The 22,485-nt window shown below is 68.4% G+C and carries 19 protein-coding genes; 12 read left to right on the top strand and 7 right to left on the bottom strand.

The features are described 5' to 3' along the window. The first annotated feature begins 207 nt into the window (after nucleotides 1–207). Complete coding sequence (locus AC5JJ2_RS18295) at nucleotides 208–1,755, top strand: Ig-like domain-containing protein (protein ID WP_495859462.1); 1,548 nt, start codon at nucleotides 208–210, stop codon at nucleotides 1,753–1,755. A gap of 284 nt (nucleotides 1,756–2,039) precedes the next feature. Beyond that, the gene (locus AC5JJ2_RS18290; RefSeq protein WP_495859461.1) at nucleotides 2,040–4,022 is read left to right on the top strand and encodes an APC family permease; all 1,983 of its coding nucleotides are present in this window, start codon (nucleotides 2,040–2,042) and stop codon (nucleotides 4,020–4,022) included. On the opposite strand, the gene AC5JJ2_RS18285 is transcribed toward AC5JJ2_RS18290, so the two are convergent. Next, nucleotides 4,006–5,163, bottom strand: coding sequence for a sulfatase-like hydrolase/transferase (locus AC5JJ2_RS18285; protein WP_495859460.1), 1,158 nt, complete (start codon nucleotides 5,161–5,163; stop codon nucleotides 4,006–4,008). The genes AC5JJ2_RS18290 and AC5JJ2_RS18285 overlap by 17 nt on opposite strands. Before the next feature lie 131 nt (nucleotides 5,164–5,294). Between AC5JJ2_RS18285 and AC5JJ2_RS18280 the strand changes: the two genes are divergently transcribed. Together AC5JJ2_RS18280 and AC5JJ2_RS18275 are read left to right on the top strand one after the other, a co-directional pair. Further along, on the top strand, nucleotides 5,295–7,136 hold the full coding sequence (locus AC5JJ2_RS18280) for an ABC transporter permease (RefSeq protein ID WP_495859459.1): 1,842 nt from the start codon (nucleotides 5,295–5,297) through the stop codon (nucleotides 7,134–7,136). A 2-nt stretch (nucleotides 7,137–7,138) separates the two neighbouring features. Further along, nucleotides 7,139–8,275, top strand: a complete 1,137-nt coding sequence (locus AC5JJ2_RS18275; RefSeq protein WP_495859458.1) for a C45 family autoproteolytic acyltransferase/hydrolase — start codon at nucleotides 7,139–7,141, stop codon at nucleotides 8,273–8,275. A 119-nt stretch (nucleotides 8,276–8,394) separates the two neighbouring features. Here AC5JJ2_RS18275 and AC5JJ2_RS18270 read toward each other — a convergent pair whose 3' ends face one another. Genes AC5JJ2_RS18270 through AC5JJ2_RS18260 form a run of 3 tightly spaced genes read right to left on the bottom strand, consistent with a single transcriptional unit; the run spans nucleotide 8,395 to nucleotide 11,412 of the window. Next, the gene (locus AC5JJ2_RS18270) at nucleotides 8,395–9,939 is read right to left on the bottom strand and encodes an acyl-CoA carboxylase subunit beta (RefSeq protein ID WP_495859457.1); all 1,545 of its coding nucleotides are present in this window, start codon (nucleotides 9,937–9,939) and stop codon (nucleotides 8,395–8,397) included. Between the two features lie 7 nt (nucleotides 9,940–9,946). Continuing rightward, nucleotides 9,947–10,801, bottom strand: a complete 855-nt coding sequence (gene purU, locus AC5JJ2_RS18265; RefSeq protein ID WP_495859456.1) for a formyltetrahydrofolate deformylase — start codon at nucleotides 10,799–10,801, stop codon at nucleotides 9,947–9,949. Then, nucleotides 10,798–11,412, bottom strand: coding sequence for a 5-formyltetrahydrofolate cyclo-ligase (locus AC5JJ2_RS18260; protein WP_495859455.1), 615 nt, complete (start codon nucleotides 11,410–11,412; stop codon nucleotides 10,798–10,800). The genes purU and AC5JJ2_RS18260 overlap by 4 nt, the downstream gene beginning before the upstream one ends. Nucleotides 11,413–11,570: 158 nt before the next feature. Between AC5JJ2_RS18260 and AC5JJ2_RS18255 the strand changes: the two genes are divergently transcribed. The 4 genes from AC5JJ2_RS18255 to AC5JJ2_RS18240 all read left to right on the top strand — a co-directional run bounded on the left by AC5JJ2_RS18255 (nucleotide 11,571) and on the right by AC5JJ2_RS18240 (nucleotide 15,156). Continuing rightward, nucleotides 11,571–11,885: a hypothetical protein gene (locus AC5JJ2_RS18255; protein WP_495859454.1), complete on the top strand. Its 315-nt coding sequence runs from the start codon at nucleotides 11,571–11,573 to the stop codon at nucleotides 11,883–11,885. Nucleotides 11,886–12,034: 149 nt separating this feature from the next. Continuing rightward, complete coding sequence (locus AC5JJ2_RS18250) at nucleotides 12,035–13,048, top strand: hypothetical protein (RefSeq protein WP_495859453.1); 1,014 nt, start codon at nucleotides 12,035–12,037, stop codon at nucleotides 13,046–13,048. A 21-nt stretch (nucleotides 13,049–13,069) separates the two neighbouring features. Next, complete coding sequence (locus AC5JJ2_RS18245) at nucleotides 13,070–13,948, top strand: DUF4261 domain-containing protein (protein ID WP_495859452.1); 879 nt, start codon at nucleotides 13,070–13,072, stop codon at nucleotides 13,946–13,948. Further along, nucleotides 13,945–15,156 (top strand): tetratricopeptide repeat protein, encoded by a 1,212-nt coding sequence (locus AC5JJ2_RS18240; protein ID WP_495859451.1) that lies wholly within the window; start codon nucleotides 13,945–13,947, stop codon nucleotides 15,154–15,156. Before AC5JJ2_RS18245 ends, AC5JJ2_RS18240 begins: the two co-directional genes overlap by 4 nt. A 180-nt stretch (nucleotides 15,157–15,336) precedes the next feature. Here AC5JJ2_RS18240 and AC5JJ2_RS18235 read toward each other — a convergent pair whose 3' ends face one another. Together AC5JJ2_RS18235 and AC5JJ2_RS18230 are read right to left on the bottom strand one after the other, a co-directional pair. Beyond that, nucleotides 15,337–19,173: a PDZ domain-containing protein gene (locus tag AC5JJ2_RS18235; RefSeq protein WP_495859450.1), complete on the bottom strand. Its 3,837-nt coding sequence runs from the start codon at nucleotides 19,171–19,173 to the stop codon at nucleotides 15,337–15,339. A 196-nt stretch (nucleotides 19,174–19,369) separates the two neighbouring features. Continuing rightward, nucleotides 19,370–19,858 carry a hypothetical protein gene (locus AC5JJ2_RS18230; protein WP_495859449.1) on the bottom strand — a complete coding sequence of 163 codons (489 nt, stop codon included), beginning with the start codon at nucleotides 19,856–19,858 and terminating at the stop codon, nucleotides 19,370–19,372. Nucleotides 19,859–19,999: 141 nt separating this feature from the next. On the opposite strand from AC5JJ2_RS18230, the gene AC5JJ2_RS18225 reads away from it, so the two are divergent. Genes AC5JJ2_RS18225 through AC5JJ2_RS18215 form a run of 3 tightly spaced genes read left to right on the top strand, consistent with a single transcriptional unit; the run spans nucleotide 20,000 to nucleotide 21,627 of the window. Beyond that, nucleotides 20,000–20,413: a hypothetical protein gene (locus AC5JJ2_RS18225; protein ID WP_495859448.1), complete on the top strand. Its 414-nt coding sequence runs from the start codon at nucleotides 20,000–20,002 to the stop codon at nucleotides 20,411–20,413. A gap of 6 nt (nucleotides 20,414–20,419) precedes the next feature. Next, nucleotides 20,420–20,908: an NYN domain-containing protein gene (locus AC5JJ2_RS18220; RefSeq protein WP_495859447.1), complete on the top strand. Its 489-nt coding sequence runs from the start codon at nucleotides 20,420–20,422 to the stop codon at nucleotides 20,906–20,908. Continuing rightward, a complete protein-coding gene (locus AC5JJ2_RS18215; protein WP_495859446.1) occupies nucleotides 20,905–21,627 on the top strand; it encodes a hypothetical protein in 723 nt (240 codons plus the stop codon). The genes AC5JJ2_RS18220 and AC5JJ2_RS18215 overlap by 4 nt, the downstream gene beginning before the upstream one ends. Before the next feature lie 19 nt (nucleotides 21,628–21,646). Here the strand turns inward: AC5JJ2_RS18215 and AC5JJ2_RS18210 are convergent, their stop codons facing one another. After that, nucleotides 21,647–21,829: a hypothetical protein gene (locus AC5JJ2_RS18210; RefSeq protein WP_495859445.1), complete on the bottom strand. Its 183-nt coding sequence runs from the start codon at nucleotides 21,827–21,829 to the stop codon at nucleotides 21,647–21,649. Nucleotides 21,830–21,956: 127 nt separating this feature from the next. Here AC5JJ2_RS18210 and AC5JJ2_RS18205 point away from each other — a divergent pair, with 127 nt between their 5' ends. Further along, the gene (locus tag AC5JJ2_RS18205) at nucleotides 21,957–22,484 is read left to right on the top strand and encodes a general stress protein (protein ID WP_495859444.1); all 528 of its coding nucleotides are present in this window, start codon (nucleotides 21,957–21,959) and stop codon (nucleotides 22,482–22,484) included. The last annotated feature ends 1 nt before the right edge of the window (nucleotide 22,485 follow it).

Below are 22,485 nucleotides of genomic sequence, written 5' to 3'. Positions count from 1 at the left end.
CGCCGTCGCGTTGACCCGGCGGGCGGCGGAAAATCCCCGGCCGCCGCCGACCCCCCGCCCGCGCGTCGGGTATATCTGCGTAGGCATTCCGTCCGCGCGGATTCGTGGGGCGTCCGTTCGCAAGCCGCGACCGGCCCCCGGCGACCGGGTGATACCCCCAACGAAATGCCATCACCCACCGAACGCGCATATAGGAGTAGTCCGCAAATGTTCGGCTTCACGTCGCGGCAGGACCGCACCCCCGACCGGCCCACGCTCCAATCGCCCCTCCGGTTGGAGACCCTCGAAGCCCGCGAGACGCCGGCCGTCATCACCGTGGACGACACGTACTCCATCCAGGCGGGCAGCGTCCTCGTCGTCGATGCGAAGAACGGCGTCCTGTCGAACGACTTCAGCGACTCGAACTTCCAGGCCATCCTCGTCGCCACGCAGCTCAGCCCGGCGAAGTCGAGCAAGCAGCCGGCCCCGGCCCTGCCCGGCAGCACGCTCACGTTCAACTCGAACGGCAGCTTCACGTTCGTCGCCCCGAGCGACTACGACCAGAACCAGTTCGGCCCGGTCCAGTTCACCTACCGGGCGAACGACACCACGACCCAGGAGCAGAGCGCCCCGGCGACGGTCACGATCAATATCGTCGCCCCGACCCGCTCGACGAAGCTGTTCGCCACCGGCGCGGGGCCGGGGGCGGGGCCGCAGGTCCGGGTGTACGAATCGACCACCGGCAGCGAGCGGTTCTCGTTCTTCCCGTATGAGAGCACGTTCACCGGCGGCGTCCGGGTGGCGACGGGCGACCTGAACCAGGACGGCGTGGACGACATCGTCACGTCCCCGGCCGTCGGCGGGTCGGCCCGCATCTCCGTGTTCGACGGGGCGAGCGGCGTCCTCATCCTGAACTTCTTCGCGTTCAACGACCCGAACTTCCGCGGCGGGGCCGAGGTCGCCATCGGCGACATCGACGGCGGGCTGGACGCGCTCGGCAACCGGACGAACGAGCTGATCGTCGGGGCCGGCGTCGGCGGCGGGCCGCGGGTGTCGGTCTACTCCCTCGCCGTGCAGGCGGACAAGACGCTCTCGAACACGCTCATCTCGGACTTCTTCGCCTACGAGCAGTCGTTCCGCAACGGCGTCCGCGTCGCCGCCGGGAACGTGGACGGCATCACCGGGGCGGACAAGCGGGACTTCATCGTCACCGGGGCCGGCCCCGGCGGCGGGCCGGCCGTCAAGGTGTTCGACGGCCGGAAGACGATCGGCGTGTCGAGCCCGGCCCCGAACCGGGCGTTCTTCGCGTTCGACTCCGCGACCCGCGGCGGGGCGACGGTCGCCGTCGGCCAGTTCCGCGGCGACGGGAAGGCGGACATCGTCGTCGGGTCGGGGGCGGCCGAGGTGTTCCGGGTGTTCGACGGCCGGTCGTCGGCCCAGCTCCGGGAGCTCGTCGTCCCGCCCAGCGACGGGTCCATCACCCCCGGCATCGGCGGCACCGGCGGCACGAACACCGGCGGCGGGTCGATCAACTTCGGCGGGTCCGGCGGGCTAATCACCACCGGCGGCGTCGGCCGGTTCGGCACCGGCGGCGTCCGCGTCGCCACGACCGACCGCAACGGCGACGGGCTGTCCGACATCATCGCCGGGGCCGCGTCCGGCACGCTCCCGCGGCTCCGCATCTTCGACGGCAACTCGCTCGCCGAGTTGAGCAACTTCCTGGCCTACCCGTCGAACTTCCTCGGCGGCGTGTTCGTCGGCGGGAACTCGCTGTAGCGGGCATCCGTTCGTGGAACCCGGAGCGGGGGCGACGGGGTGTGTACCGCTCGTACACACCCCGTCGCTCCCGCTCCGGGTTCCACTTTTCGGCCGGTCGTCGTACACTGATGGTTCAGTTTTAAGGCCGGTCGTCCCCCGGACGGCCGCCTGACCCCACCCGTTCGGCTCGGCCCGTCGCGGAGCATCCGGGTGCGGTGACCCCCACCCCCATGACAACTCCGTCTGGCCCCCATTCCGGGCCGGCCCATCCCGCCCCGCACCAATCCTTTTGGCTCTGGGTGATGTGCCTCACCGGGGTCGATTACTTCTCGACCCTCGGCTACCAGCCGGCCATCGCCGTGCAGAACGCCGGGATGCTCGCCCCGCTCGCCACGGTCGTCCTGATCCTCGTGACGTTGTTCGGCGCGCTGCCGGTGTACGCCTACGTCGCGTCGAAGTCGTTCGAGGGGCAAGGCTCGATCGGCATGTTGGCGAAGCTCGTCGCCGGGTGGCCGGGCAAGATCATGGTGCTCGTCCTGCTCGGGTTCGCGGCGACCGGGTTCGTCATCACGAAGACGCTCTCGGCCGCCGACGCCGCCGTCCACCTGATCGAGAACCCGAGTTGGCCGTGGAAGCCGGACCTCGGCTCGTCGCCCGCCCTCGGCCAGCAGATCGGCGTGACGATGTTCATGCTCGTCCTCCTGGGCGGGATGTTCATGCGGGGGTTCCGCGAGGTCATCGGCCTCGCCGTCGGCATCGTCGCGATCTACCTGGCGCTGAACGTCGTCGTCCTCGGGTACGGGCTGAACTACCTCGCGCAACACCCGGAAAAGTTCGACGCCTGGTGGGAGCTGGTGCGGACCGGGCAGTGGTACCTGCCGGAGAACCCGCTCGGCGCGGCCGGCGGCGGGTGGCTGTTCATGGTCGCCGTCGCGCTGCTCCTGTTCCCGAAGTTGGCCCTCGGCCTGTCCGGGTTCGAGACCGGCGTGGCGGTCATGGCGAACGTCCGCGGCCGCCCCGACGACGACAAGAAGCACCCGCTCGGCCGGATCGCGAACACGAAGAAGCTGCTGCTCACCGCGGCCGCGATCATGTCCGTGATGCTGCTCGCGTCGTCGGTCGTGGTCAGCACGCTCATCCCGCCGGACCAGATCACGCCGGTGTCCGCGGCCGGCGAACTGCCGACGGACGCGAAGGGGAACCCGATCCACCACGTCGAGGACTGGCCGAAGAAGCCGGCCGCCGGCCGGGCGCTGGCGTACATCGCGCACGGCGAGGTGCCGAACGCGAAAGAAATCTGCCCGTTCTTCGGCCCGGCGTTCGGCACCGTCTACGACATCAGCACCATCGTGATCCTCTGGTTCGCCGGGGCGAGCGCGATGGTCGGGCTGCTGAACCTCGTGCCGCAGTACCTGCCGAAGTACGGCATGGCCCCGGACTGGGCGCGGGCCGTCCGGCCGCTCGTGCTGTTGTTCACGGCCATCAACCTGATCGTGACGCTGTTGTTCAAGGCGAACGTGGACGCCCAGGGCGGGGCCTACGCGACCGGCGTGTTGATGCTCATGACGAGCGCGTGCGTGGCGGCCGTCATCGACGTGTACCGCCACCGCGACGGGCCGTGGTACCGGCGGCTGTCGTGGCCGTTCGCCGTCATCACGGCCGTGTTCGTTTACACGACCGTCGCGAACGAGGTCGAGAAGGGCTTCCGCGGGCTGAAGATCGCGACGTTCTTCATCGTGACGATCGTCGTCACGTCGCTCGTTTCGCGGATCGCCCGCAGCCGGGAACTGCGGTTCACCCGGTTCGAAATGGCGGACATGCAATCCCGCCTGCTCTGGGACACGATCCGTGAGTTGGAGCTGACCGTCCTCGTGCCGCACCGCCCCGGCCGCCGGAGTCTGGCGGAGAAGGAGGCGTCGATCCGCCGCGAGCACCGCATCCCGCGGGACCTGATGATCGTGTTCATCGAGGTGGAGCTGAGCGACGCGAGCGACTTCGCCCCCGAGCCGGTGATGAAGATTCAGCAGGAAGAGGGCCGGTACGTCATCGACATCACCGGGGCGGCGTCGATCTCGCACACGCTGGCGGCCGTGACGTTGGAAATGGCGAAGGTCGGCCGGCCGCCGGAAATCCACTTCGGATGGACGGACGAAAGCCCGGTGAGCGGGATGCTCGGGTTCCTGCTGTTCGGCGAGGGGAACGTGCCGTGGATGGTGCGGGACCTGATCCGCCGGGCCGAGCCGGACCCGAAGAAGCACCCGCGGATCATCATCGCGGGGCAGTGAGCCGCCGCTCGAACTCGGCGACGATGTCCGGCTCGCGGGCGGCGAGGTCGTTGACCTCCCAGTGGTCGTCCGGCTTCACGTACAACTTCGCCGCCCGCGGGTCGTCGGCGTCGTCCGGGTGCTGGGCCGTGGGAATCAGGCACGCCCAGGCGTCCGTGCGGATCGCCGCCTCGGCCGCGCCATCGAGGGTGAGCGCCGTGACGGCCTGTTCCCGGTGAGTTTCCAGCTTCGACACGTCCCGCCCGTCGATCGCGTCGGGGGTCGGTAGCCCGAACAGGGACAGCACCGTCGGCATCAGGTCGGCGGGTTGCGTGAACCCGCCCACCCGATGCCCGGCGTTCGCCCCGCCCGGCAGTCGCAGGATCAGCGGCAGGTGGACCAACTCCTCGTGCAGCCACGGCCGGTGCGGGCCGACGACGCCGTGCTCGCCGAGCGGAAACCCGCCGTCGGACGTGACGATGATCGCCGCGTCGAGCGGCCGGAGCAGGTCGAACACCTTCCCCAGGTCCGCGTCCAGGCCGGTGACGACGGCCGCGAAGCTGTGCCGCAGCAGTTCCCAAGACGCGAAATCCTCCGCGTCGAACCACCCGACTTCCGGGGTCGCCCACGGCGTCACCGGCTCGTCGGCCGGTTCTTCCTCATCCCGCAGGTCGTCCAGGTAAGCGTCGAATACCCCCGGCGGCACGACCCACGGCGGCAGCAGCGTGTCGATCTCGATTTGAAGGAACCAGTCGTCGCGTCCGGCCAACTCCGTGAGGATCGTCGGCAACCGCTCGACCAATTCAAGGGTTTGCTCTCCGGGCAACGGGCGGGCGTCGAACACTTTGCCCCACGCGGCGTAGTAGTCCGGATGGGCGTCGTTCGACTCGCGGTTCGCCCGGACGACGGCGGTTAAAATCCCGGACTCGCGGAGCTGTTGCAAGAGGTCCGGGGCGGCCATCGCGTGGGTTCGGAACGCGTCCCGGCCGGTCCGCCATGCGGTTCGGGCGGCGGCCGCGGCCGGGCAATCCGAGTAGTGCCGGTCGAAGACGACGCCCTCGGCCGCGAGCCGGTCGAGGTCCGGCGTGACGACCCACTCGTTGCCGTAGCACCCGAGCGAGCCGGCGGAACACCCGCGCAAGACGAGAACGACTATCTTCATGGGGTATGGGGTATGGGGTTTGGGGTCTGGCAGAACAGACCCCCACCCCACGATTTGGTTCACGAACGGCCGGCAGACCTTCCCCACCAGACCCCATACCCTATACCTCATACCCCTTTGGAGGTGATTGCGTGCTCGGGCCGATCTTCATGCGGGAGCTGGTGACCGTCCCCCGGCGGAAGGGTCACTTCCCGTCCCGGGCCGCCCTCCTCGGCCTCCTCGCGATCCTCGGCGTCACCCTCTGGCAGGCGACCATCGGGTTCACGAAGACCGCCACCCTCGGCGAGACGGCCCGCTTCGGCCTGCTGCTGTTCCAGATCGTCGTCTACGTCGAACTGCTGCTGCTCCTGTTCTTCGCCGCGCTGTCGGCCGCGAGCACGGTGTCGCAGGAAAAGGACCGCCGCACGTTCATCCTGCTCTTGCTCACCGACATGCGGGACTACGAGATCGTGCTGGGGAAGCTGCTCGGCAGCCTGCTCCCGCTCACGGCGATGCTGCTCACGTCCGTCCCCGTCCTCGCGATGCTACTGCTCCTCGGCGGGATCGACCCGTCGCAGGTGATCCAGGCGGCGCTCGTCCTCGCGACGGCGGCGTATGCCGCCGGGTCGCTCGGCGGCCTCGTCGCGCTTTGGCGGGAGCGGACGTACCAGGCCCTCGCGCTGTCCGTGCTCTGCCTCGTGCTGTACATCTGCTTCGCGCTCGCCATCGGGCAGGTCGGGCCGCTCATTTCCCCGGACGTGAACTGGCTCGTCGTGCAGGCGTGGTTCGACCCGTTCATCGTGATGCAATCCGTCCTCGAACCCCCGGCCGCGGGGTGGAACTTCCTTCCGCCGGCCTACGGGTTCTCGCTCGTCATGACCGGCTTCTTCGTCGTGCTGAACCTGATCGGCGTCTGGAAGCTGCGGAAGTGGAACCCGTCCGGCGAGCCGATCATGCAGCGGGAAGGCCCCGGCGTGGACCCGGAGGCGGACCTGTCGCCGGACGAGCTGAAGCAGTTCCGGGCGAAGGCCCACGCCGCCCCCGGCACGGTCCGGCAGGTCGGCGAGAACCCGATCCTATGGCGCGAAACGAAGACGCTCGCCTACGGCCGCCGGCCACTGCTGGTGAAACTCGCGTTCGGCATCGTGTTGGCGCTCATCGCCTACTTCGCCTACGGCGAGCTGACGCAGCCCGGCGGCCGGTCGGCCTACGCCGCCGCCTACGGCCTCGTGCCGGTCACGGTGCTGAGCATGTTGCTGATCGCCGCTCAGGCGGTCACGTCGATCACGTCCGAGCGGGACGGCGGGGCGCTCGACATCCTGCTCGTGACGGACATCTCGCCCTACGAGTTCGTGTTCGGCAAGTTGTTCGGCGTGGTGAAGAACACGTGGCAGTTCATCGTCCCGCCGGTGCTGATGGCGTTCTACTACGCCTTCGAGGGGGTGTTGACGAAGACGCCGACCACGCTCGGCATCGCGGAGCGGTTCGTCTACAACCTCGCGCCGATGGTCGCGACGGTCGGGGCGATCCTGGTGCTGTTCGCGTTCGCCATCGTGCTAGGCCTGCACGTCGCGCTGCGGTTGACGAACAGCCGGCTGGCCATCGTGAACACGCTCGGCACGGTCTTCTTCCTCTGCGTCGGCACGCTAATCTGCATCTACACGATCGTCATCAACGGCGGCAGTTTCGCGAACCAGTGGCTGAGCTTCATCGCGTTCCTCGTCCTCGGCATCGGCGGCCTCGTCTGGGTGCTGAGCGCCGACCGGCCCTCGACGGCCTTGACAATCGGCAGCGTGGCGTGTCCACTGGCGATGTTCTACTGCGTGACGAACATCCTGATCGCGAAGCCCGGCACGGACGAGTCGGCCGACCCGCTCGTGCCGTTCCTGACGCTCGCCGGGGCGTTCTGCTGGACGATCGCGGCGATGCTCGTGCCGCTGCTCAGCGAGTTCGACGTGGCCCTCGGCCGCACCACGACCGCGAACGAGGAATGAACATGACGCGACTGCTCTCCTTGCTCGTCACGCTCTTGGTCGCCGGCTGGGCCGGGGCACAGGCCCCGACGACGTTCCCGGACGTGAAGCACGGCCACGGCGAGATGCGGCACGTCGCCGGCATCCCGGTGCTGACCGTCCGCGGCACGCCGCAGCAAATAGGCGAGCAGTACGGCGTCCTCGCCGTCAAGAACTCGCCGGACCTCGGCGGGTTGCTCGAAGCGTTCCTCAAGGACACGAAGAAGGAAGACGCCTTCGACGGCATCAAGCTGCTGTCCCGGACGCTGAAGAAGAACTTCCCGAAGGACCACCTCGCCGAGATGGACGCGGCCGCAAAGTTCGGCGACCGCGAGACGGACCTGCTGTACTTCGCGAACACCGTCTACGACCTGTCGAGCGGCATGGGGTGCGCCACCGTCGTCGTCGAGAACGGCCGCAGCGCGACCGGCGGCCCGGTGTTCGGCCGCAACTTCGACTGGATGCCGTCGAAGGGAATCGATCAGCACACGTTTCTCGCGGTTTATCACCCGACCGGTAAGAAGGCGTTCGCGGCCGTGATGATCGCGCCGATCACCGGCTGCATCTCCGGCATGAACGAGGACGGGCTGGCGCTGACGATCAACGAGATTCACCTCGACCAGTCGAAGGACAAGCCGAAGTTCAACTGGAAGGGGACGCCGACGCTGTCGCTGTTCCGCCGCGTGCTGGAGGAGTGCGCGACCGTCAGCGAGGCGGAGGCGCTGTTGAAGAAGACCGAGCGCACGACGACCTCCTGCATGACGGTTTGCGATCCGGCGGGCGGGGTGGTGTTCGAGATCACGCCGAAGGCGGTCGTGACCCGCAAGGCGGTCAACGACGTGTGCTGCTGCACGAACCACTTCTTCTCGGACGACCTCGGCATCGGGCAGAAGTGCAAGCGGCTAGCGAAGCTGCTCCCCCTTCAAAGCCAGGACAAGAAGCTCGGCGTGGCCGACGTGTTCGCGGCCCTCGACGGCGTGAACCAGGGGAAGTACACGCTGCAAGCGATGGTGTTCGAGCCGAAGGCCCGGACGCTGCACCTGAAGCTCGGCGACACGAAAGCGTCCGCGACGAAGAGTGAGACCGTCACGTTCGAGTTGGGGAAAATGTTCAAGAATTAAGCAATGGCCCGCAGATGACGCGGACTTCGACGCAGATAAAGAGGATCAAAACCAAAACATGATTTCTTGATTTATCCTCTTCATCTGCGCTCTTATCGGCGTCATCTGCGGGCCATTCTTCAGACCTGGAACACGCCCGTCTTGAACTCGCGGCCGTCGTCGTGCCGCGTCGCGACGGCCAGCGCTTCGAGTAGCGCCGACCGCGTCGATTCCGGCGGGACGATCGCGTCCACCCACAGCCGGGCGGCGGCGTAACGGATGTCCGTCTGCTGCTCGTAGGCCGCCTTCACCTGGTCGCGGAGGGCGGCCAGTTCCGCCGCGTCCGGCTCCTTCCCGGCCCGCTTGAGCGCCTGCACCTGCACGTCGAGGAGCGTGTTCGCCGCCTGATCGCCGCCCATGACGGCGTACCGCGCCGACGGCCACGCGAAGATGAACCGCGGGTCGAACGCCTTGCCGCACAGGGCGTAGTTCCCGGCCCCGAACGACCCGCCGGTGATGAGCGTGACCTTCGGCACGACGCTGTTGCTGATCGCGTTCACCAGCTTCGCCCCGGCCTTGATGATCCCGCCCTGCTCGGAGTCGCGGCCGACCATGAACCCGTTGACGTTCTGCACGAACAGGATCGGCACGCGGACCTGGTTGCAGTCCATGACGAACCGCGCGGCCTTCTCGGCGGAATCGGCGTAGATGACGCCGCCGAACTGGAGGCCGCCGGTGGCGGTCTTGACCCGCCGCTTCTGGTTCGCGACGACGCCGACCGGCCGCCCGCCGAGCCGCCCGTACCCGCAGACGAGGGTTTCGCCGTACTCGGCCTTGTACTCGTCGAACGGGGCGTCGTCGAGCAGGAGCTTGAACAGGTCGCGCACGTCGTACTCTTGCTGGTTCTCGAAGGGCGAAAGCCCAGGCACGGCCGTGCCTGGGCTTTCGCCCACAATATCTTCCTGCAACATCGAAATCAGTCGCCGCAACCGCTCCAGACACGCCTCATCATCCTTCTCGCGGAAGTCGATTGTGCCGCTGACCGCGGCGTGCATCTTCGCGCCGCCGAGTTCCTCGTGATCGACCTGCTGGCCGATGGCCGCCTTCACGAGCGCGGGGCCGGCGAGGTACAGCCCGCTCCCCTCGGTCATGAGCAACTTGTCGCAGAGGACCGGCAGGTAGCCGCCGCCGGCGACGCAGTTGCCCATGATGGCCGCGAACTGCGGGATGCCGGCCGCGGAGATGACGGCGTTGTTGCGGAAGATGCGGCCGAAGTCGTCCTCGTCCGGGAACACCTCGTCCTGTAACGGCAGGAACACGCCGGCGGAATCGACGAGGTAGACGAGCGGCAGCCGGTTCTCGGTGGCGATCCGCTGCGCCCGTAGCACCTTCTTGCACGTCAGCGGGAAGAACGCCCCGGCCTTCACGGTCGCGTCGTTGGCGACGACCATGACCCGCCGCCCGCCGACGTGCCCGACCCCGGTGACGACCCCGGCGGACGGCGCGCCGCCCCACTCGGCGTACATCCCGTGCGCGGCCCACAGGCCGAGTTCGAAGAGATCGTCGGTCAGTTTCGCGATGCGCTCGCGGGCGGTGAGGCGGCCCTTCTCGTGCTGCCGCGCGACGGCCTTGTCGCCGCCGCCCTTGCGGATGGTCGCTTCCTCGGCCGCGAGATCGAACGGCATGGGAACCTCAGTCGAACACGACCGTCTTCCGCCCGTACACCAGAATCCGGTGGTCGAGGTGCCACCGCACGGCCCGTGACAGCACGGCCTTCTCCATGTCCCGGCCCTTCTCCAGCAAATCGTCCAGCGTGTCCCGGTGCGAGACGCGGACCACGGCCTGCTCGATGATCGGCCCCTCGTCCAGGTCGTCCGTGACGTAGTGGCTGGTCGCGCCGATCAGCTTCACCCCGCGCTCGAACGCCCGGTGGTACGGCTTCGCCCCGACGAACGCCGGCAGGAACGAGTGGTGGACGTTGATGACCTTGTTCGGAAACGCCGCCACGAACGCCGGCGACAGGACCTGCATGTACCGCGCGAGGATCACGAGGTCGATGTCGTGCTGCTTCAACAGCGCGAGCTGCTTCGCCTCGCCCTCGGCCTTCTTTCCCGACTCAATCGGCAGGACGTGGAACGGGATGCCGTAGAAGTCGGCCCACCGCTTCGCGTCCGGGTGGTTCGCGACGATGAGCGGAATCTCGCACGGCAGTTCGCCGCTCTGGTGGCGGTAGAGCAGGTCCACCAAACAGTGGTCGTACTTGGAGACGAACAGCGCCAGCCGGTGCGGGCGGTCGGAGCGTTCGAGCCGCCACCGCATGTCATGCCGGGCCGCGAGCGGGCCGAACTCCCGCGGGAACTCGGCCAGGTCGAAGTCGAACCCGGTCAGGTCCCACTCGACGCGCATCAGGAAGACGTTCCGCTCCGGGTCCTGGTGCTGGTCGGCGTGCAGGATGTTGGCGTTGTGCTTGTACAGGAATTCGCCGATGGCCGCGACGAGGCCCTTGCGGTCCGGGCAGTCGATGAGCAGGATCGCGGTGTTCTTCATGGCTTGCGGCCGACGCCGGTGAGGAGGCGGGTCTCGGTGAGAACCTGGTCCATGAATACGTCGTGCGGGGCGACCGGGATTTCGTCGAAGATTTGGCAGTCGAACGCGAGGGCGACGAGCGGGGCGTCCGGCCGGACGCGGGCGAGGAGCCGGTCGTAGTACCCCTTGCCCTGGCCCATCCGCCCGCCCTTCGGGTCGAACGCCGTGCCGGGGACCATGACGAGGTCGAGGTCTTCCGGCCGGACCTTCTTGTTCGGCAGTTCCCGCAGTTCGACCTTCGGTTCGAGAATCTTGTACGCGCCCTCGACCAACTCGCTCATGTCTTCGAGCAGGAAGAGTTCGAGTTCGTTCGTCTCGACGATGCAGTACGGGACGACGATCCGCTTCCCGCCGGCGAGCGCCTCGGGGAGCATGTGCCGGGTGCGGACCTCGCTGCCGGCGTCCACGTAGAAGAGGATCGTCTTCGCCGCGGCGTAGGCCGGGAGGTCCATGAACCGCGTCACGATCTGCCGGCTCACCTCGTCCTTGTTCTTCTGCGCGACGCGGTTCTTACGGGCTTGTTCCCGCAGGGCGGCCTTGCGCGTCTGAAAGTCGTCCGGCGGGCTGGTCACGGCGATTTCTCCCTGAGATTTCCAGCGTTATTCTACGCCTCGGCCCGCTACGGACATCGGTGAACCGGCGTATAATTGGTATACTCCTTCGATCCAAAACGAACCCCCGGTGGAGCATGATTCTTGTACCTCAATTCGGCACGCGAACGCTCGGCCTCGTGACCCTGATGCTGCCCGGCTCGGACCGGAAGCGGTCGCTGGCGCTGTACCAGTACCGCGTGACGTACCGCAACCCGCGGCCCGGCGAGACGGGGTGCGCGATGACGTGGGAGGTGAGCGGCGGGCGGCTGCCGTACCAGATCGCGGCCGAGCGGCTGGCCGACGGCAACCTGCGATGGCACTGCACCTGCGCGGACGCCGTGTACCGCGGCGAGGACCGCCCGGACCATGTCTGCAAGCACGTCCACGGCCTGTTGGAGACGATGCCGCCGGTCATCAACCCCGTCCGCAAGGAACTGGCCCAGGCCGCGTGACAGTGGGTCACTCGCTCCGCGAGTGACCGATAACCGTTTCCCGCTCCGCCGGCTTTGCATCTCACGGCAGTCTTTCCCGGTCACTCGCGGAGCGAGTGACCCACTGTTCGGATTGACCCCATCCAACGCGGGGGGTATCACCTCGCGCCATGAAGCACTCCCTTCTCGTCACCCTCCTTCTCACCACCGTCGCGGTCGGGCAGACCTCGGCCCCGAAGGCCGTGCTGCTCGACGACCTGACGATTCTCGAAGGCACGGTCGAGAACTTCGACGGCGTCGTCCGCGTCACTCCCGCCGCCGGCACAGCCAAAATTCTGACCCTGAAGCAGATCGCGTTCGTCGGCGCGTCCCGCGACGCCGTCTACGAGTTCGTCGCCGGGAAGGTGGACACGACGACCGCCGACGGGCTGCGGAAGCTCGCCGGGTGGTGCGAGAAGGTTGGCATGACCGACCGCGCCCTGACCCACGCGAAGGCCGGCGTCGCGCTCGCCCCGACGGACGCGACGTTTCGCGAGATGGTGACGAGATTGGAGAAGGCGACCGTGAAGAAACCCGCCGCCGACGCGAAGGTCAAGCAAGCCGCCGCGACCGAGAAGCCGGTCGTGATCCCGACCGAGGTGGGCATCGCGTTCAACGCGAAGGTGCAGCCGGTGCTGATGAACCAGTGCGCGAGCTGCCACGCGGCGAAGAACTACGACGGCGGCTTCAAGCTGACGCGGATTCCCGAGGGGTACGCGAACCCGGAAGCGACGGCCGCGAACCTTACCGCAACCGCGGCCCAGATCAGCCGCGAAGACCCGGCGAAGAGTCCGCTCTTGCTCTACACGCTGACGGCCCACGGCGGGCAGAAGCGGGCCGCGTTCGCGGACCGCCAGCAACCGGCCGTGCAGAACCTCGAAGCGTGGGTGCGGTTCGTTCAGCCGACGACGGCAGCCACGGCGAAACCGAGCGGCTTCGGGGTGGCTCCATCCACGCCGCCGGCCGAGCCGGAACCCGCGGCGCTGCCCGGCGCGGTCGTCGGGGCGACGGGTCAACCGGTCGCGGCGAAGCCGCTAACCCCCGCGCCGGCCCCGCCCGCCGTCAAGCCGCCGGTCGCGCCGGACGCCGCCGACCCGTTCGACCCGCGGCGGTTCAACGGCCTGCCGAAGAAGGGCGAGAAGTGACCGCCGGCGTATCATGGCGGTATGAGCTTCCTGGACCGCTTCGCCGCCGACACGCCGCCGAACCCGGCCTCGCTTCAGCTGCTCTTCGCCGACCTCACGGAACTCTCCGCCACCGGGCTGACCGCCGCGGTCCGCGACTACCACCCGACGCTGGCCGCCGCGTCCGTGGAGGTGGTTGACGCGAAGTCGCTACCGGCCGACAAGACCGGCATCACCGGGAGCGGCCCACCGCCGCTGTTGCTCGGCCTCGTGACGTGGGGCGACCACGTCGTGAAGTTGGTCGCGTTCGACGCGCCCATGCCACCGAACGCGGTCGAGAGTTGCCTGCGGCCCGCGCTCCTCCCGCCAGACTTCAAAGATCAAGCCCGCCGCCACCGCGCTCACGTCCTGCTCTACTACGCCGGAACGAACACCGACCCGCTCGAACACCTCGTCGCCGTGGCGGGCGTCGCCGGGGCGTTGACGCACTTCGGCGCGATCGTCACGTTGAACGAGGAGGCCCGCGCCGCGGTCGCCAGCTTCGCGCTGACGGCCGACGACGATGATGAGGACATGCTCGCGACGCTCCGCGGGCTGCCGGTCCCGTTCCTGTACGGCGGGTTCGTGAAGATGGAACTGACGGACGTGCCCGGCGTCTGGGTGCGGACGTTCGCGTGCGGCCGGCTCGGGCTGCCGAACCTCGCGTACCACTCGCCGACGCACGCGGACGGCGAGCGGCTGTTCCACCTGTTCAGCGGCGTCCTCGGCTACCTCCGCGAAACGGGACTGACGTTCGAGCCGAACGAGTTGGTCCGCATCGACGAGACGAGTCAGGTCCGCGTCCGCGAGCCGAATCTGATGGAGTGGTGGCTGGAGAGCAACGGGCCGTTGTGGGTGCTCGAACCCGTGGAGACGCCATGAGAGTCCTTATCGCCGCGGCGCTGGTCGCCTCGGTCGCCGGCCGCGCGGCCGCCGGGTTGCACTACGCCGGTGAGACGGTGAACCCGTTGCCGGCGAAGTGGCGGGGCTTCCTCACGGACCACCGCACGCTCCGGTCGCTGGCGGCGGCACAGGCCGCGTCGGTCGTTTACGACACCTACGCGGACGCCCTCAACAAGATCGACACGGCCTCGCGGACGCGGAAACTCACCACCGACGAGACGGCCGACTACGGGGCGCTGTTGGTTCGGTTCGGCAAGGCGGAGCGGGCCGTCGAGGTGCTGCGGCCGGCGGTGCGGGAGAACCCGAAGCACTTCCGGCTCGCCGCCAACCTCGGCACGGCGTGGCAGCTCGCGGGCAACTTGGAGCAGGCCGAACCGGTCTTGGAAGACGCCGTCGCCCTCGCGCCGGAGAAGCTCAAGGCGGCGGAGGCGGCTCACCTGAAGCTCGTCCGCCTTCGGTTGAAGGAACGCAAGACGCCCGCCGACGCGCCGGACGCGCTGTTCGACAAGAACCCCGACGCGGCGGTTGTTCAGCAACTGGCCCTCTGGCTGCCGGCCGACGGCCGGCTGCTCTGGCTGATCGCCGAGGTCGCGTTCGCCAACGGCGACGTTCGTACCGCGGCGAACATTTTGGACGGCTGTGTGACCGAGTTCGGAATGAAGTCCGAATCGCTTCGCAAAAAGCGACAGCAATGGCGGGCGCTGGTGGACGAGTTGGACAAGCGGGAACACGCGACGGTGGACCTCGGCACACTCACGTTCAAGTCGGCCCGACCGTTGGCGCGGACGTTCGACGAGACGAAGCTGCCGCCGGTCAACGCAAACGGGCCGACGGAACTGCCGTGGCCGGCCCTCGCGGAGACGACCATCGGCAAGCGGTTCCCGCCGACGCACCTGAAGTTCGTGGCGACGCTCGACGGCAAGCCGGTGTCGCTCGTCGGGTTCGTCCGCCCGACGACGGCCGACGCGGAGCTGACGGCGTTCCTGTTCACGGAGTTCCCGGTCGGCTGTTGGTTCTGCGAGCTTCCGGAGCCGACGGGGATCGTGAGCGTGGAGCTGGCGGCCGGCAAGGCAACCGACGCGGTGAAGACGCCCGTGAAGATCACCGGCGTGCTGAAGTTGAACCGCGACGACCCGGAGGCGTACCTGTTCTCGATCGTGGACGCGAAGGTGGGGGCGGCGGATTGAGCGACCCGACTTCCGAAGTCCGGCTTCGACTTCGGAAGTCGATCCGCCGCGGAGGCGGTTGCCGCTCTCCGCGAAGGCTCCTGATGCGCTCGATTTCCGAAGTCGAAGCCGGACTTCGGAAGTCAAAAAAACGAAGACCCCGCGGACGACGTCCGCGGGGTCTCGTCGTTCATCTCGACATCAGTTGTCGATGATCGCCGGAACCTTGATCGGCTTCAGCGGGTTCACCGGCGTCTCCGGCACGACCTCCTCGCCGTCGAGCGCCACCACGTCCTTCGGCGCGTTCGGGTCCAACTCGACCGTGATCGGCTGCGACACCTCCTCGCCGTCCACCGCCATCACCACCCGGTACGTGCCCGGCTTCACCGCCCCGGTCTGCCCGGCCAGCGTCCAGTTGATCCGGTGGAATCCGGCCTCCTTCTTCACCTGGGCGAAGTTGGCGACCGTCTTCCCGGCCACGTCCAGCACCTTCACGCTGACCTGCTTCGCGGGCGTCGTGAGGAGGTACTCGATCTTGCCGCTCGGCGTCGCGTTCTGGCCGACGAACTTCTTGTCCGAGCTGCTGTACGGCGACTCGCCGCCGGCCGACATCCGCCACCGCGTCGCGACGGCCGGGGCGAACAGCGTGGTCTTCGCCTTCAGCACCTTGTCGTTCATCTGCCGCAGGCTGGCGATGTCCAGCACCCAGACGCTCCGGCCGTGCGTCGCCACCACGATCTCGCTCGCCGTCGTCGGCTGCGCGAACTCGTGGACGGCCACCGTCGGCAGGTTGTCGCCGAGCTTGTTCCACGTCGTCCCGCGGTCGATCGACACCCACGCCCCGAACTCCGTCCCGCAATACAGGATGTCGGGCTTCGTGATGTCCTCCCGCAGGCAGCGGGTGCTGCCGAACTCGGGCAGGTTGCCGACGATCGGCTTCCACGTCGCCCCGAAGTCCTCCGTCACGTACAGGTACGGCTTGTCGTCGTCCGACCGGTGGGCGTCGAAGCAGGCGTAGCACCGGCCCTGCACGTCGCGGGACGCCTCCAGCGTCGCCACCCACCGGTGGCCCGGCAGCCCGGCCTTGATGACGTTCGCCGTCACGTTCGTCCACGTCGCGCCGCCGTCGCGGGTGACCCAGACGTACCCGTCGTCCGTGCCGGCCCACACCACGTCCGGCGTCATCGGCGACTCGGACAGCGCCGTGCCGCTGCCGGCCTTGGTGCGGGTGATTTCTTCCTTCGTCAGTTGCTTCAGCTCGACGCCCTTCTTCACCGACCGCCAGACGTGCTCGCCGGCCGAGTAGAAGATGCTCGGGTTGTGGCTGCTCAGGATGAACGGCGTGTTCCAGTTGAACCGGTGCGGCGGGTCGTTCTGCCGGGTCGGCGGGCGGATGAACCCGCGCTCGCCGGTGCGGAAGTTCCGCCGGGCGATCGCCCCGCCCTGGCTCTCGGTGTACACCAGGTCCGGGTCCGTGGGATCGACGCGGCAGACGAACCCGTCGCCGCCGTTGACGTAGTTCCAGTCCTCGTTCACCGGGCCGTAGGTGCGGAGCGTCTGGCTCGGCCCGCCCCAGCTGCCGTTGTCCTGGAGGCCGCCGTAGATGCGGTACGGGCGGCGGTTGTCCACCGCGACGTGGTAGAACTGGCCGAGGGCGAAGTGGTTCAGGTGCTCCCAGTTCGCGCCGGCGTCGTAGCTCATGTAAAACCCGCCGTCGCACCCGACGATGACGTGCTTGCCGTTCTTCGGGTTCAGCCACAGGGCGTGGCCGTCGGCGTGGACGCCGCGGCTGGGGCCTTGCACGAACCGCTTGCCGCCGTCCGTACTCTTCCAGAGCACCGGCACGTCGCCGATCACGTACAGCGTCTTGTCGTCCGTCGGGTCCACGCGGACGACGCTGAAGTACATCGGCCGCGGGTTCAGGCTGTTCACCCGCTTCCAGGTGTCGCCGAAGTCGGTCGAGGCGTACACGCCGCCGGTCTGGTAGCCGTCCTTGCCCTGGGTGTCCTGGGCGTTCGGCTGCTGGCCGCCGAGGCCGAGCAGGTACGGCTTGTTCGGGTTCGCCCCGCGGCCGCCTCCCCCACCGCCGCCGAACCCGGCGATCTGCATCTCCACAATGGCGAGTTCGGCCGCGATGGTCTTCTCGCCCTGCTTGACCTTCACCTTGACCTTGTCCCCGACCTTGCGGGGGCTGTCCTCCTGCGGGCCGGTGCGGAGCGCGGCCTGGAAGTCGCGGCGGCTCGCCACCGGCTTGCCGTCGATCTCCTCGATGACGTCGCCGACCTTGATCCCGGCCTTCTCCGCCTCGCCGCCGGGCACGACGGTCCCGACCTTGAGCGCCTCGCGGTTCGCGAAGTCCGGGGCGAAGCCGGGCATCAGCACGGTGATCCGCGCCCCCTGGGCCGGGTCCGCGACCGTCGGGGACGCGAGCGTCACCTCCACGTCCTTCTTCTCCGTGCCGCGGAGGATGGTGAGCTTCACCTTGTCGCCGACCTTCCGCTCGCCGAGCGCGGTGATGTACTCCTCGGCGGACTTCACCGCCTTGCCGTCCACGGCGACGATCTCGTCGCCGTCCTTGACGCCGGCCTTGTCCGCCGGGCCGTCCTTCGTGACGCTGGCGATCTTCGCCCCGCCGCCGGCGGCGAACCGGAACCCGGCGACGGGCCGGGCCGGCGTGGTCGGTTGGGCCTGCCGCCCGCCACCGCCGCCACCGCCACCTTGCCGACGGCTACCGGTGTCGAGCGGCCGGTCGGCGAGCGTGACCTCGATCTCGATTTCCTTGTCGTCCCGCTTCACGGTCAGCTTCAGCTTCTCGCCGGCCTTCTTCGTCGGGATGATCTGCGTCAGCGCGTCGTAGGTCGCGACCGGCTTGCCGTCGGCCTTGACGACGATGTCGTTCGCCTTCAGCCCGGCCTTCGCGGCCGGCGAGTCGGGCGTGATCTCCTGGAGCTTCGCCCCGCCGTTGTCCGGCGCGGTCTCGCCGACGATGCCCATGTACACCTGCTTCGGGGCGTCGCCGGTCCCGACCTTCTCCGTGTCGATGATCGCGTACACCAGCCCCTTCGTCTTGCGGGAGAAGTCGAACCCGATCCGGCCGGTCTTAACGGTCGGCAGGCCGTTGGCCGCCTTCTCGCCGTTGAGCTTCTTCCACGTCTTGCCGCCGTCGGTCGTCTTCCAGATGCCGCCGCCCGCGCCGTGCGTCACGACCGGGCCGTACATGTCCGGGACGGGGGCCTCGCCGAAGAACCCGTCGAACCCGTCCCGCTTCCGCTCCCAGCCGGCCGCGAGGATCGTGTTCGGGTCGTTCGGATCCATCACCATGTCGATGATGCCGGTGTTCTCGTCGATCTTCAGGCTCTGCGTCCACGTCTTGCCGCCGTCCTCCGTTTTGAAGACGCCGCGGTCGCCGCCGGGGCCGTACAGCCGGCCGAGCGTGCCGACGTACACCGTGTCCGGGGCCTTCGGGTGGATGAGAATCTTGCCGGTCGAGAACGACTTCTTCAGCCCCATGTTCGTCCACTTGGTCCCGCCGTCGGTGCTCTTATAGACGCCGTCGCCGTAGCTGACGGAGTTCCGCGGGTTCGCCTCGCCGGTCCCGACCCACACGAGGTCCGGGTTCGACTGGCACACGGCCACGTCGCCGATCGAGACCGTCGCCTGATCGTCGAACTGGTGCTTGAACGTGATCCCGTTGTTCGTCGTTTTGAGCAACCCGCCGGACGCGGTGGCCACGTAGAAGGTGGTCGGGTCGGCGTCGTAGACCGCCAGCGACGTGATCCGGCCGCCCATGTTTGCCGGGCCGACGTTCCGCCACGTCATCGCCTTCGTCGCCGACTCCGGGATCAGGCCGGTCTTCGTCGCCAGGGACGGGGCCGGCTTCTTCTTCGCCTCCTCCAGCTTCTTCTTCAGGTCGGCGATCTGCTTCTCGATGTCCTCGATGTCGGCGGTCTGGTCCGACCGGCCGGGGGCGGCGATCACCAGGACGAACAGGGCGGCGAGCAGGGCCGGGGGCCATCGCCGGACGATTTGGCGGATCACGGGTGTGCCTCGATAATTCGGGAAAAATGGGTGGGCGCGAGTCCGAACGTGGGCAATCTGGAGAAGGGTTGCCCGTAGGCACGATTGTAGGCAGGTCGCGGAATCGTTACCAGTCTCCTGATGAATATGAAAAGTGGATGAGCGGCCGGCCGTGTCGGATGTGCCGGTTGTGATTTCGACCCGTCAGCGCGCGGCGCTATTGGACGTGAGTTTGGCGGGAGTCGGGCCGGTCGAGATCGTCGGGGTCGTCGTCGAAGTCCTTTCGCCGGCGACGGGGCCGGGTCGCGCGCTCCTCGCGGACGAGGGCGACGATGCCGAACCCGATGAGCAGCACGGACACGCCGCAGAAGCCGACGGCGACCCAGTTGACGTGCCCGGACAGTCGCGAGTGGCCGTTCTGGCCGTTCGTGTAACGGATGTCGATCGTGCCGCCGGGGGCCGGGACCGGCGTGTGCCGGGAGACGGTCGATTGCTCCTTCCGCTTGTTCCCCTGTCGGTCGGTGAACTGATACTCGACGGTCAGCCGCGTGCTCCGGCGGCGGCGGGTCTCGAACGACTGCACGACCGTCGCCTGGCCGTCGTGCCCGGCGACCAGGAGCGCGGCCTCGGAGTACGTCATGCAGCCGGTGATGAGGAACATCACGACGCCGACGAGCAGCCACTTGGCGCGAAAGGGTTCGTTCATGGCCCGAGCGTACCGCCCCGCGCCGCGGCGGGCAAGGCGTTCCTTCTTCGGGTGCCGCTTCTTCGTGCGTCCGCGGCCGAACATCGCTATAGTGGGGCTACCGTCGGCGGCGCGCCGACCACCCGTTCCGGAGGCCGTCCGATGCCCAAGTTCGTGCCGCTCGTCCTCGCCCTGGCCTTCGCCGGCGGCGCGGTCGCCCAGGAGAAGCCGGCCGAGAAGAAGTCGCCGCTGCTCGGCGAGTGGTCGGTCGATCGCGAGGCCACGACCGGCGGCGAGTTCGCCACGAAGCTGAAGGAGAACGTCACCCGCGTGACGATCGACGCGGAGTCGATCACGGCCGGGCGGGCGGCCCCGTACAAGCTCGACGAGGCGAAGAAGCAGATCGACCTGACCATCGACGGCGGGCCGAAGGCGGAACAGGGGACGTACAGCGGCGTCTACGACCTGACCGGCGACACGTTGAAGATTCACCTCGCCACGCCCGGCCAGCCGCGGCCGACCGGGTTCGACGCGAAGCCGACGACCGTGCTGATCGTCCTGAAGAAGGGGAAGTAGGTTGCCGTGCGGTTCCTCGTGGACGGGTATAACCTGATGCACGCGGCCGGGTATCTGACGGCCCGGCCGACCGGCCGCCTCGACCCGGCGCGACGGCGGTTCCTCGACTGGCTCGCGGGCGTCGCCGCCGCGCGGGCCGTCTCGATGCGCGTCGTTTTCGACGGGCAGAAGTCGCCGCGGCCGTCGCCGGAAACCGACCACCGCGGTGTCCGCGTCCGCTTCGCGTTCGGCCAAGCCGCTGATGATGAAATTGAAACGCTCCTCACCGGGCCATCGCGGGACGTGGTGGTCGTCTCGAACGATTCCCGGCTGCACGAGTCGGCGCGTCGGGCCGGGGCTGCCGCGTGGCCGTGCGACAAGTTCTTGGACTGGGTGGTCCGCGAGCCGTCGCCGTCCCCGCCCGCCGTGGACGAGCCGCCGGAGAAGCCGGTGAACGCGGCCGAGGACGCGGCGCTGCTCGAAGTCTTCCAGGCGGCCCGAGGCCGACGCCGATGACGGAGCACGAGTGGCTCGCGTGCCGGACGCCGAAGGCGATGCTCCGGGCGCTCGGCAAGTCGCCGGGCGGCCGGAAGATGCAACATTTCATCTGCGGCGTCGGCCGACTCATCTGGAATCACTTCCCGAACGAGGACTTCGAGCAAGTGCTCGCTCTTCAAGAGCAAGCAATCGACGTGGAGGCGAACGAACAGGACGTGACGAAGGGGTTTGATTTCGTGCGGAAGCAGCACCGCCGGCGGTGGGAGAGGATGGATGTCCCGCAAGAGATCGAGCAGGTGATGATGCACGTCCTGGAGGCGGCGACGGTGTACGACCCGCGGAACGGCGTGCGGGCGGTGCTCGAATGGGGCGAACTGGCGGTCGCGGCCGCGGCCGCGCGCGGGGATAAGACGGCGACCCGCGAGGAGTTTCAGGAACAAGTGTGCGACCTGCTCCGCGACCTGTTCCCGCCGCGGACCCGCGAGTACCGGCAGCTGCCCGCGTTCGCCGGCGGCGGCGTGCTATTTCCATCCGGCGAGACTTTCCACGTCCCGGAAACGGCCCGGCTCATCGCGGCCGGCATCCACGCGGACCAGGCGTTCGACCGGCTGCCGATCCTGGCCGACGCGCTGGAGGACGCGAACTGCGGCGACCGACCGTTGCTCGACCACCTGCGACACCCGAAGGCCCACCGCCGGGGCTGCTGGGCGCTCGACGCGGTGCTGGGGCGGGGGTGACCGGGCCGGGGCCGGGCGCTTACTTCGCCTTCTTCCGGCCGCTGCCGCTCTTCTTGCCGCCGCCGTCCTGTTTGTTGACCGTCGCCCACGCGCGGGCCTGGGCCGTCTTCTTGCTCACGCCCTTCTCGACGTACCCCTCCTCGATGTGCTCCGCCTGCCGCTTCTGCTTGTCCGTGTACTTCGCCTTGCTGCCGCGTGCCATGACGGGCTCCCGTTCGGAATGGGACGTACCTCGTTCTTCGGGCAAGTTCGATACCGGCGTGGGGCATGAATGCTGCACCACAATTCGTTCGGGCACGATTCCCACCTCTTCTCCCGAGGATCGAGCGATGAGCACCGCGACGAACACCACCCTCGTTCACGTTTTCACCAGCCGGTCGGCGGCCGAACGGGCCGTGGACGGGCTGCGGAACGTCGGCATCCCGGACGACCGGATCGGCCTCGTCGGCAAGGACCACGGCGGGCAGACGGTGAACCACGACGGCAGCGGCACGAATGTGGCCGACAAGCGGATCTCCGAGGGGGCGGCCATCGGGGCCGTGACCGGCGCGGTCGGCGGGGCGGTCGTCAGCTTCGGGCTGCTGACCGGCGTGATCCCGGTCATCGGCCCGGTACTGGCGCTCGGGGCGCTGGGCACGGTGTTGCTCAACACGGCGGGGACGGCTGCCGCCGTCGGCATCGCCGGGGCGCTGCTCGGCTGGGGCATCGCCGAGGACGACGCGAAGTATTACGAGGGCCAGGTCGCGGCCGGGCACTACCTGGTGACCGTCGATGTCGGCGAGTACGAGGACGAGGCCCGGAAGGTGATGACGATGCACGGCGGGTTCGAGCGGCTGCCGGAGGTCGAGAAGGCGTGAC

Source organism: Limnoglobus sp., from assembly GCF_059499385.1.
The sequence above is the reverse complement of the archived record's forward strand: the minus strand, read 5'-3'. Positions and strand labels throughout refer to the sequence as shown.

What these genes read in the sequence shown, in the direction of transcription:
- AC5JJ2_RS18295 (WP_495859462.1), top strand. Translation starts at nt 208, where the DNA reads ATGTTCGGCTTCACGTCGCGGCAGGACCGCACCCCCGACCGGCCCACG.
- AC5JJ2_RS18290 (WP_495859461.1), top strand. Translation starts at nt 2,040, where the DNA reads ATGTGCCTCACCGGGGTCGATTACTTCTCGACCCTCGGCTACCAGCCG.
- AC5JJ2_RS18285 (WP_495859460.1), bottom strand. Translation starts at nt 5,163, where the DNA reads ATGAAGATAGTCGTTCTCGTCTTGCGCGGGTGTTCCGCCGGCTCGCTC.
- AC5JJ2_RS18275 (WP_495859458.1), top strand. Translation starts at nt 7,139, where the DNA reads ATGACGCGACTGCTCTCCTTGCTCGTCACGCTCTTGGTCGCCGGCTGG.
- AC5JJ2_RS18270 (WP_495859457.1), bottom strand. Translation starts at nt 9,939, where the DNA reads ATGCCGTTCGATCTCGCGGCCGAGGAAGCGACCATCCGCAAGGGCGGC.
- purU (WP_495859456.1), bottom strand. Translation starts at nt 10,801, where the DNA reads ATGAAGAACACCGCGATCCTGCTCATCGACTGCCCGGACCGCAAGGGC.
- AC5JJ2_RS18250 (WP_495859453.1), top strand. Translation starts at nt 12,035, where the DNA reads ATGAAGCACTCCCTTCTCGTCACCCTCCTTCTCACCACCGTCGCGGTC.
- AC5JJ2_RS18245 (WP_495859452.1), top strand. Translation starts at nt 13,070, where the DNA reads ATGAGCTTCCTGGACCGCTTCGCCGCCGACACGCCGCCGAACCCGGCC.
- AC5JJ2_RS18240 (WP_495859451.1), top strand. Translation starts at nt 13,945, where the DNA reads ATGAGAGTCCTTATCGCCGCGGCGCTGGTCGCCTCGGTCGCCGGCCGC.
- AC5JJ2_RS18230 (WP_495859449.1), bottom strand. Translation starts at nt 19,858, where the DNA reads ATGAACGAACCCTTTCGCGCCAAGTGGCTGCTCGTCGGCGTCGTGATG.
- AC5JJ2_RS18225 (WP_495859448.1), top strand. Translation starts at nt 20,000, where the DNA reads ATGCCCAAGTTCGTGCCGCTCGTCCTCGCCCTGGCCTTCGCCGGCGGC.
- AC5JJ2_RS18215 (WP_495859446.1), top strand. Translation starts at nt 20,905, where the DNA reads ATGACGGAGCACGAGTGGCTCGCGTGCCGGACGCCGAAGGCGATGCTC.
- AC5JJ2_RS18210 (WP_495859445.1), bottom strand. Translation starts at nt 21,829, where the DNA reads ATGGCACGCGGCAGCAAGGCGAAGTACACGGACAAGCAGAAGCGGCAG.
- AC5JJ2_RS18205 (WP_495859444.1), top strand. Translation starts at nt 21,957, where the DNA reads ATGAGCACCGCGACGAACACCACCCTCGTTCACGTTTTCACCAGCCGG.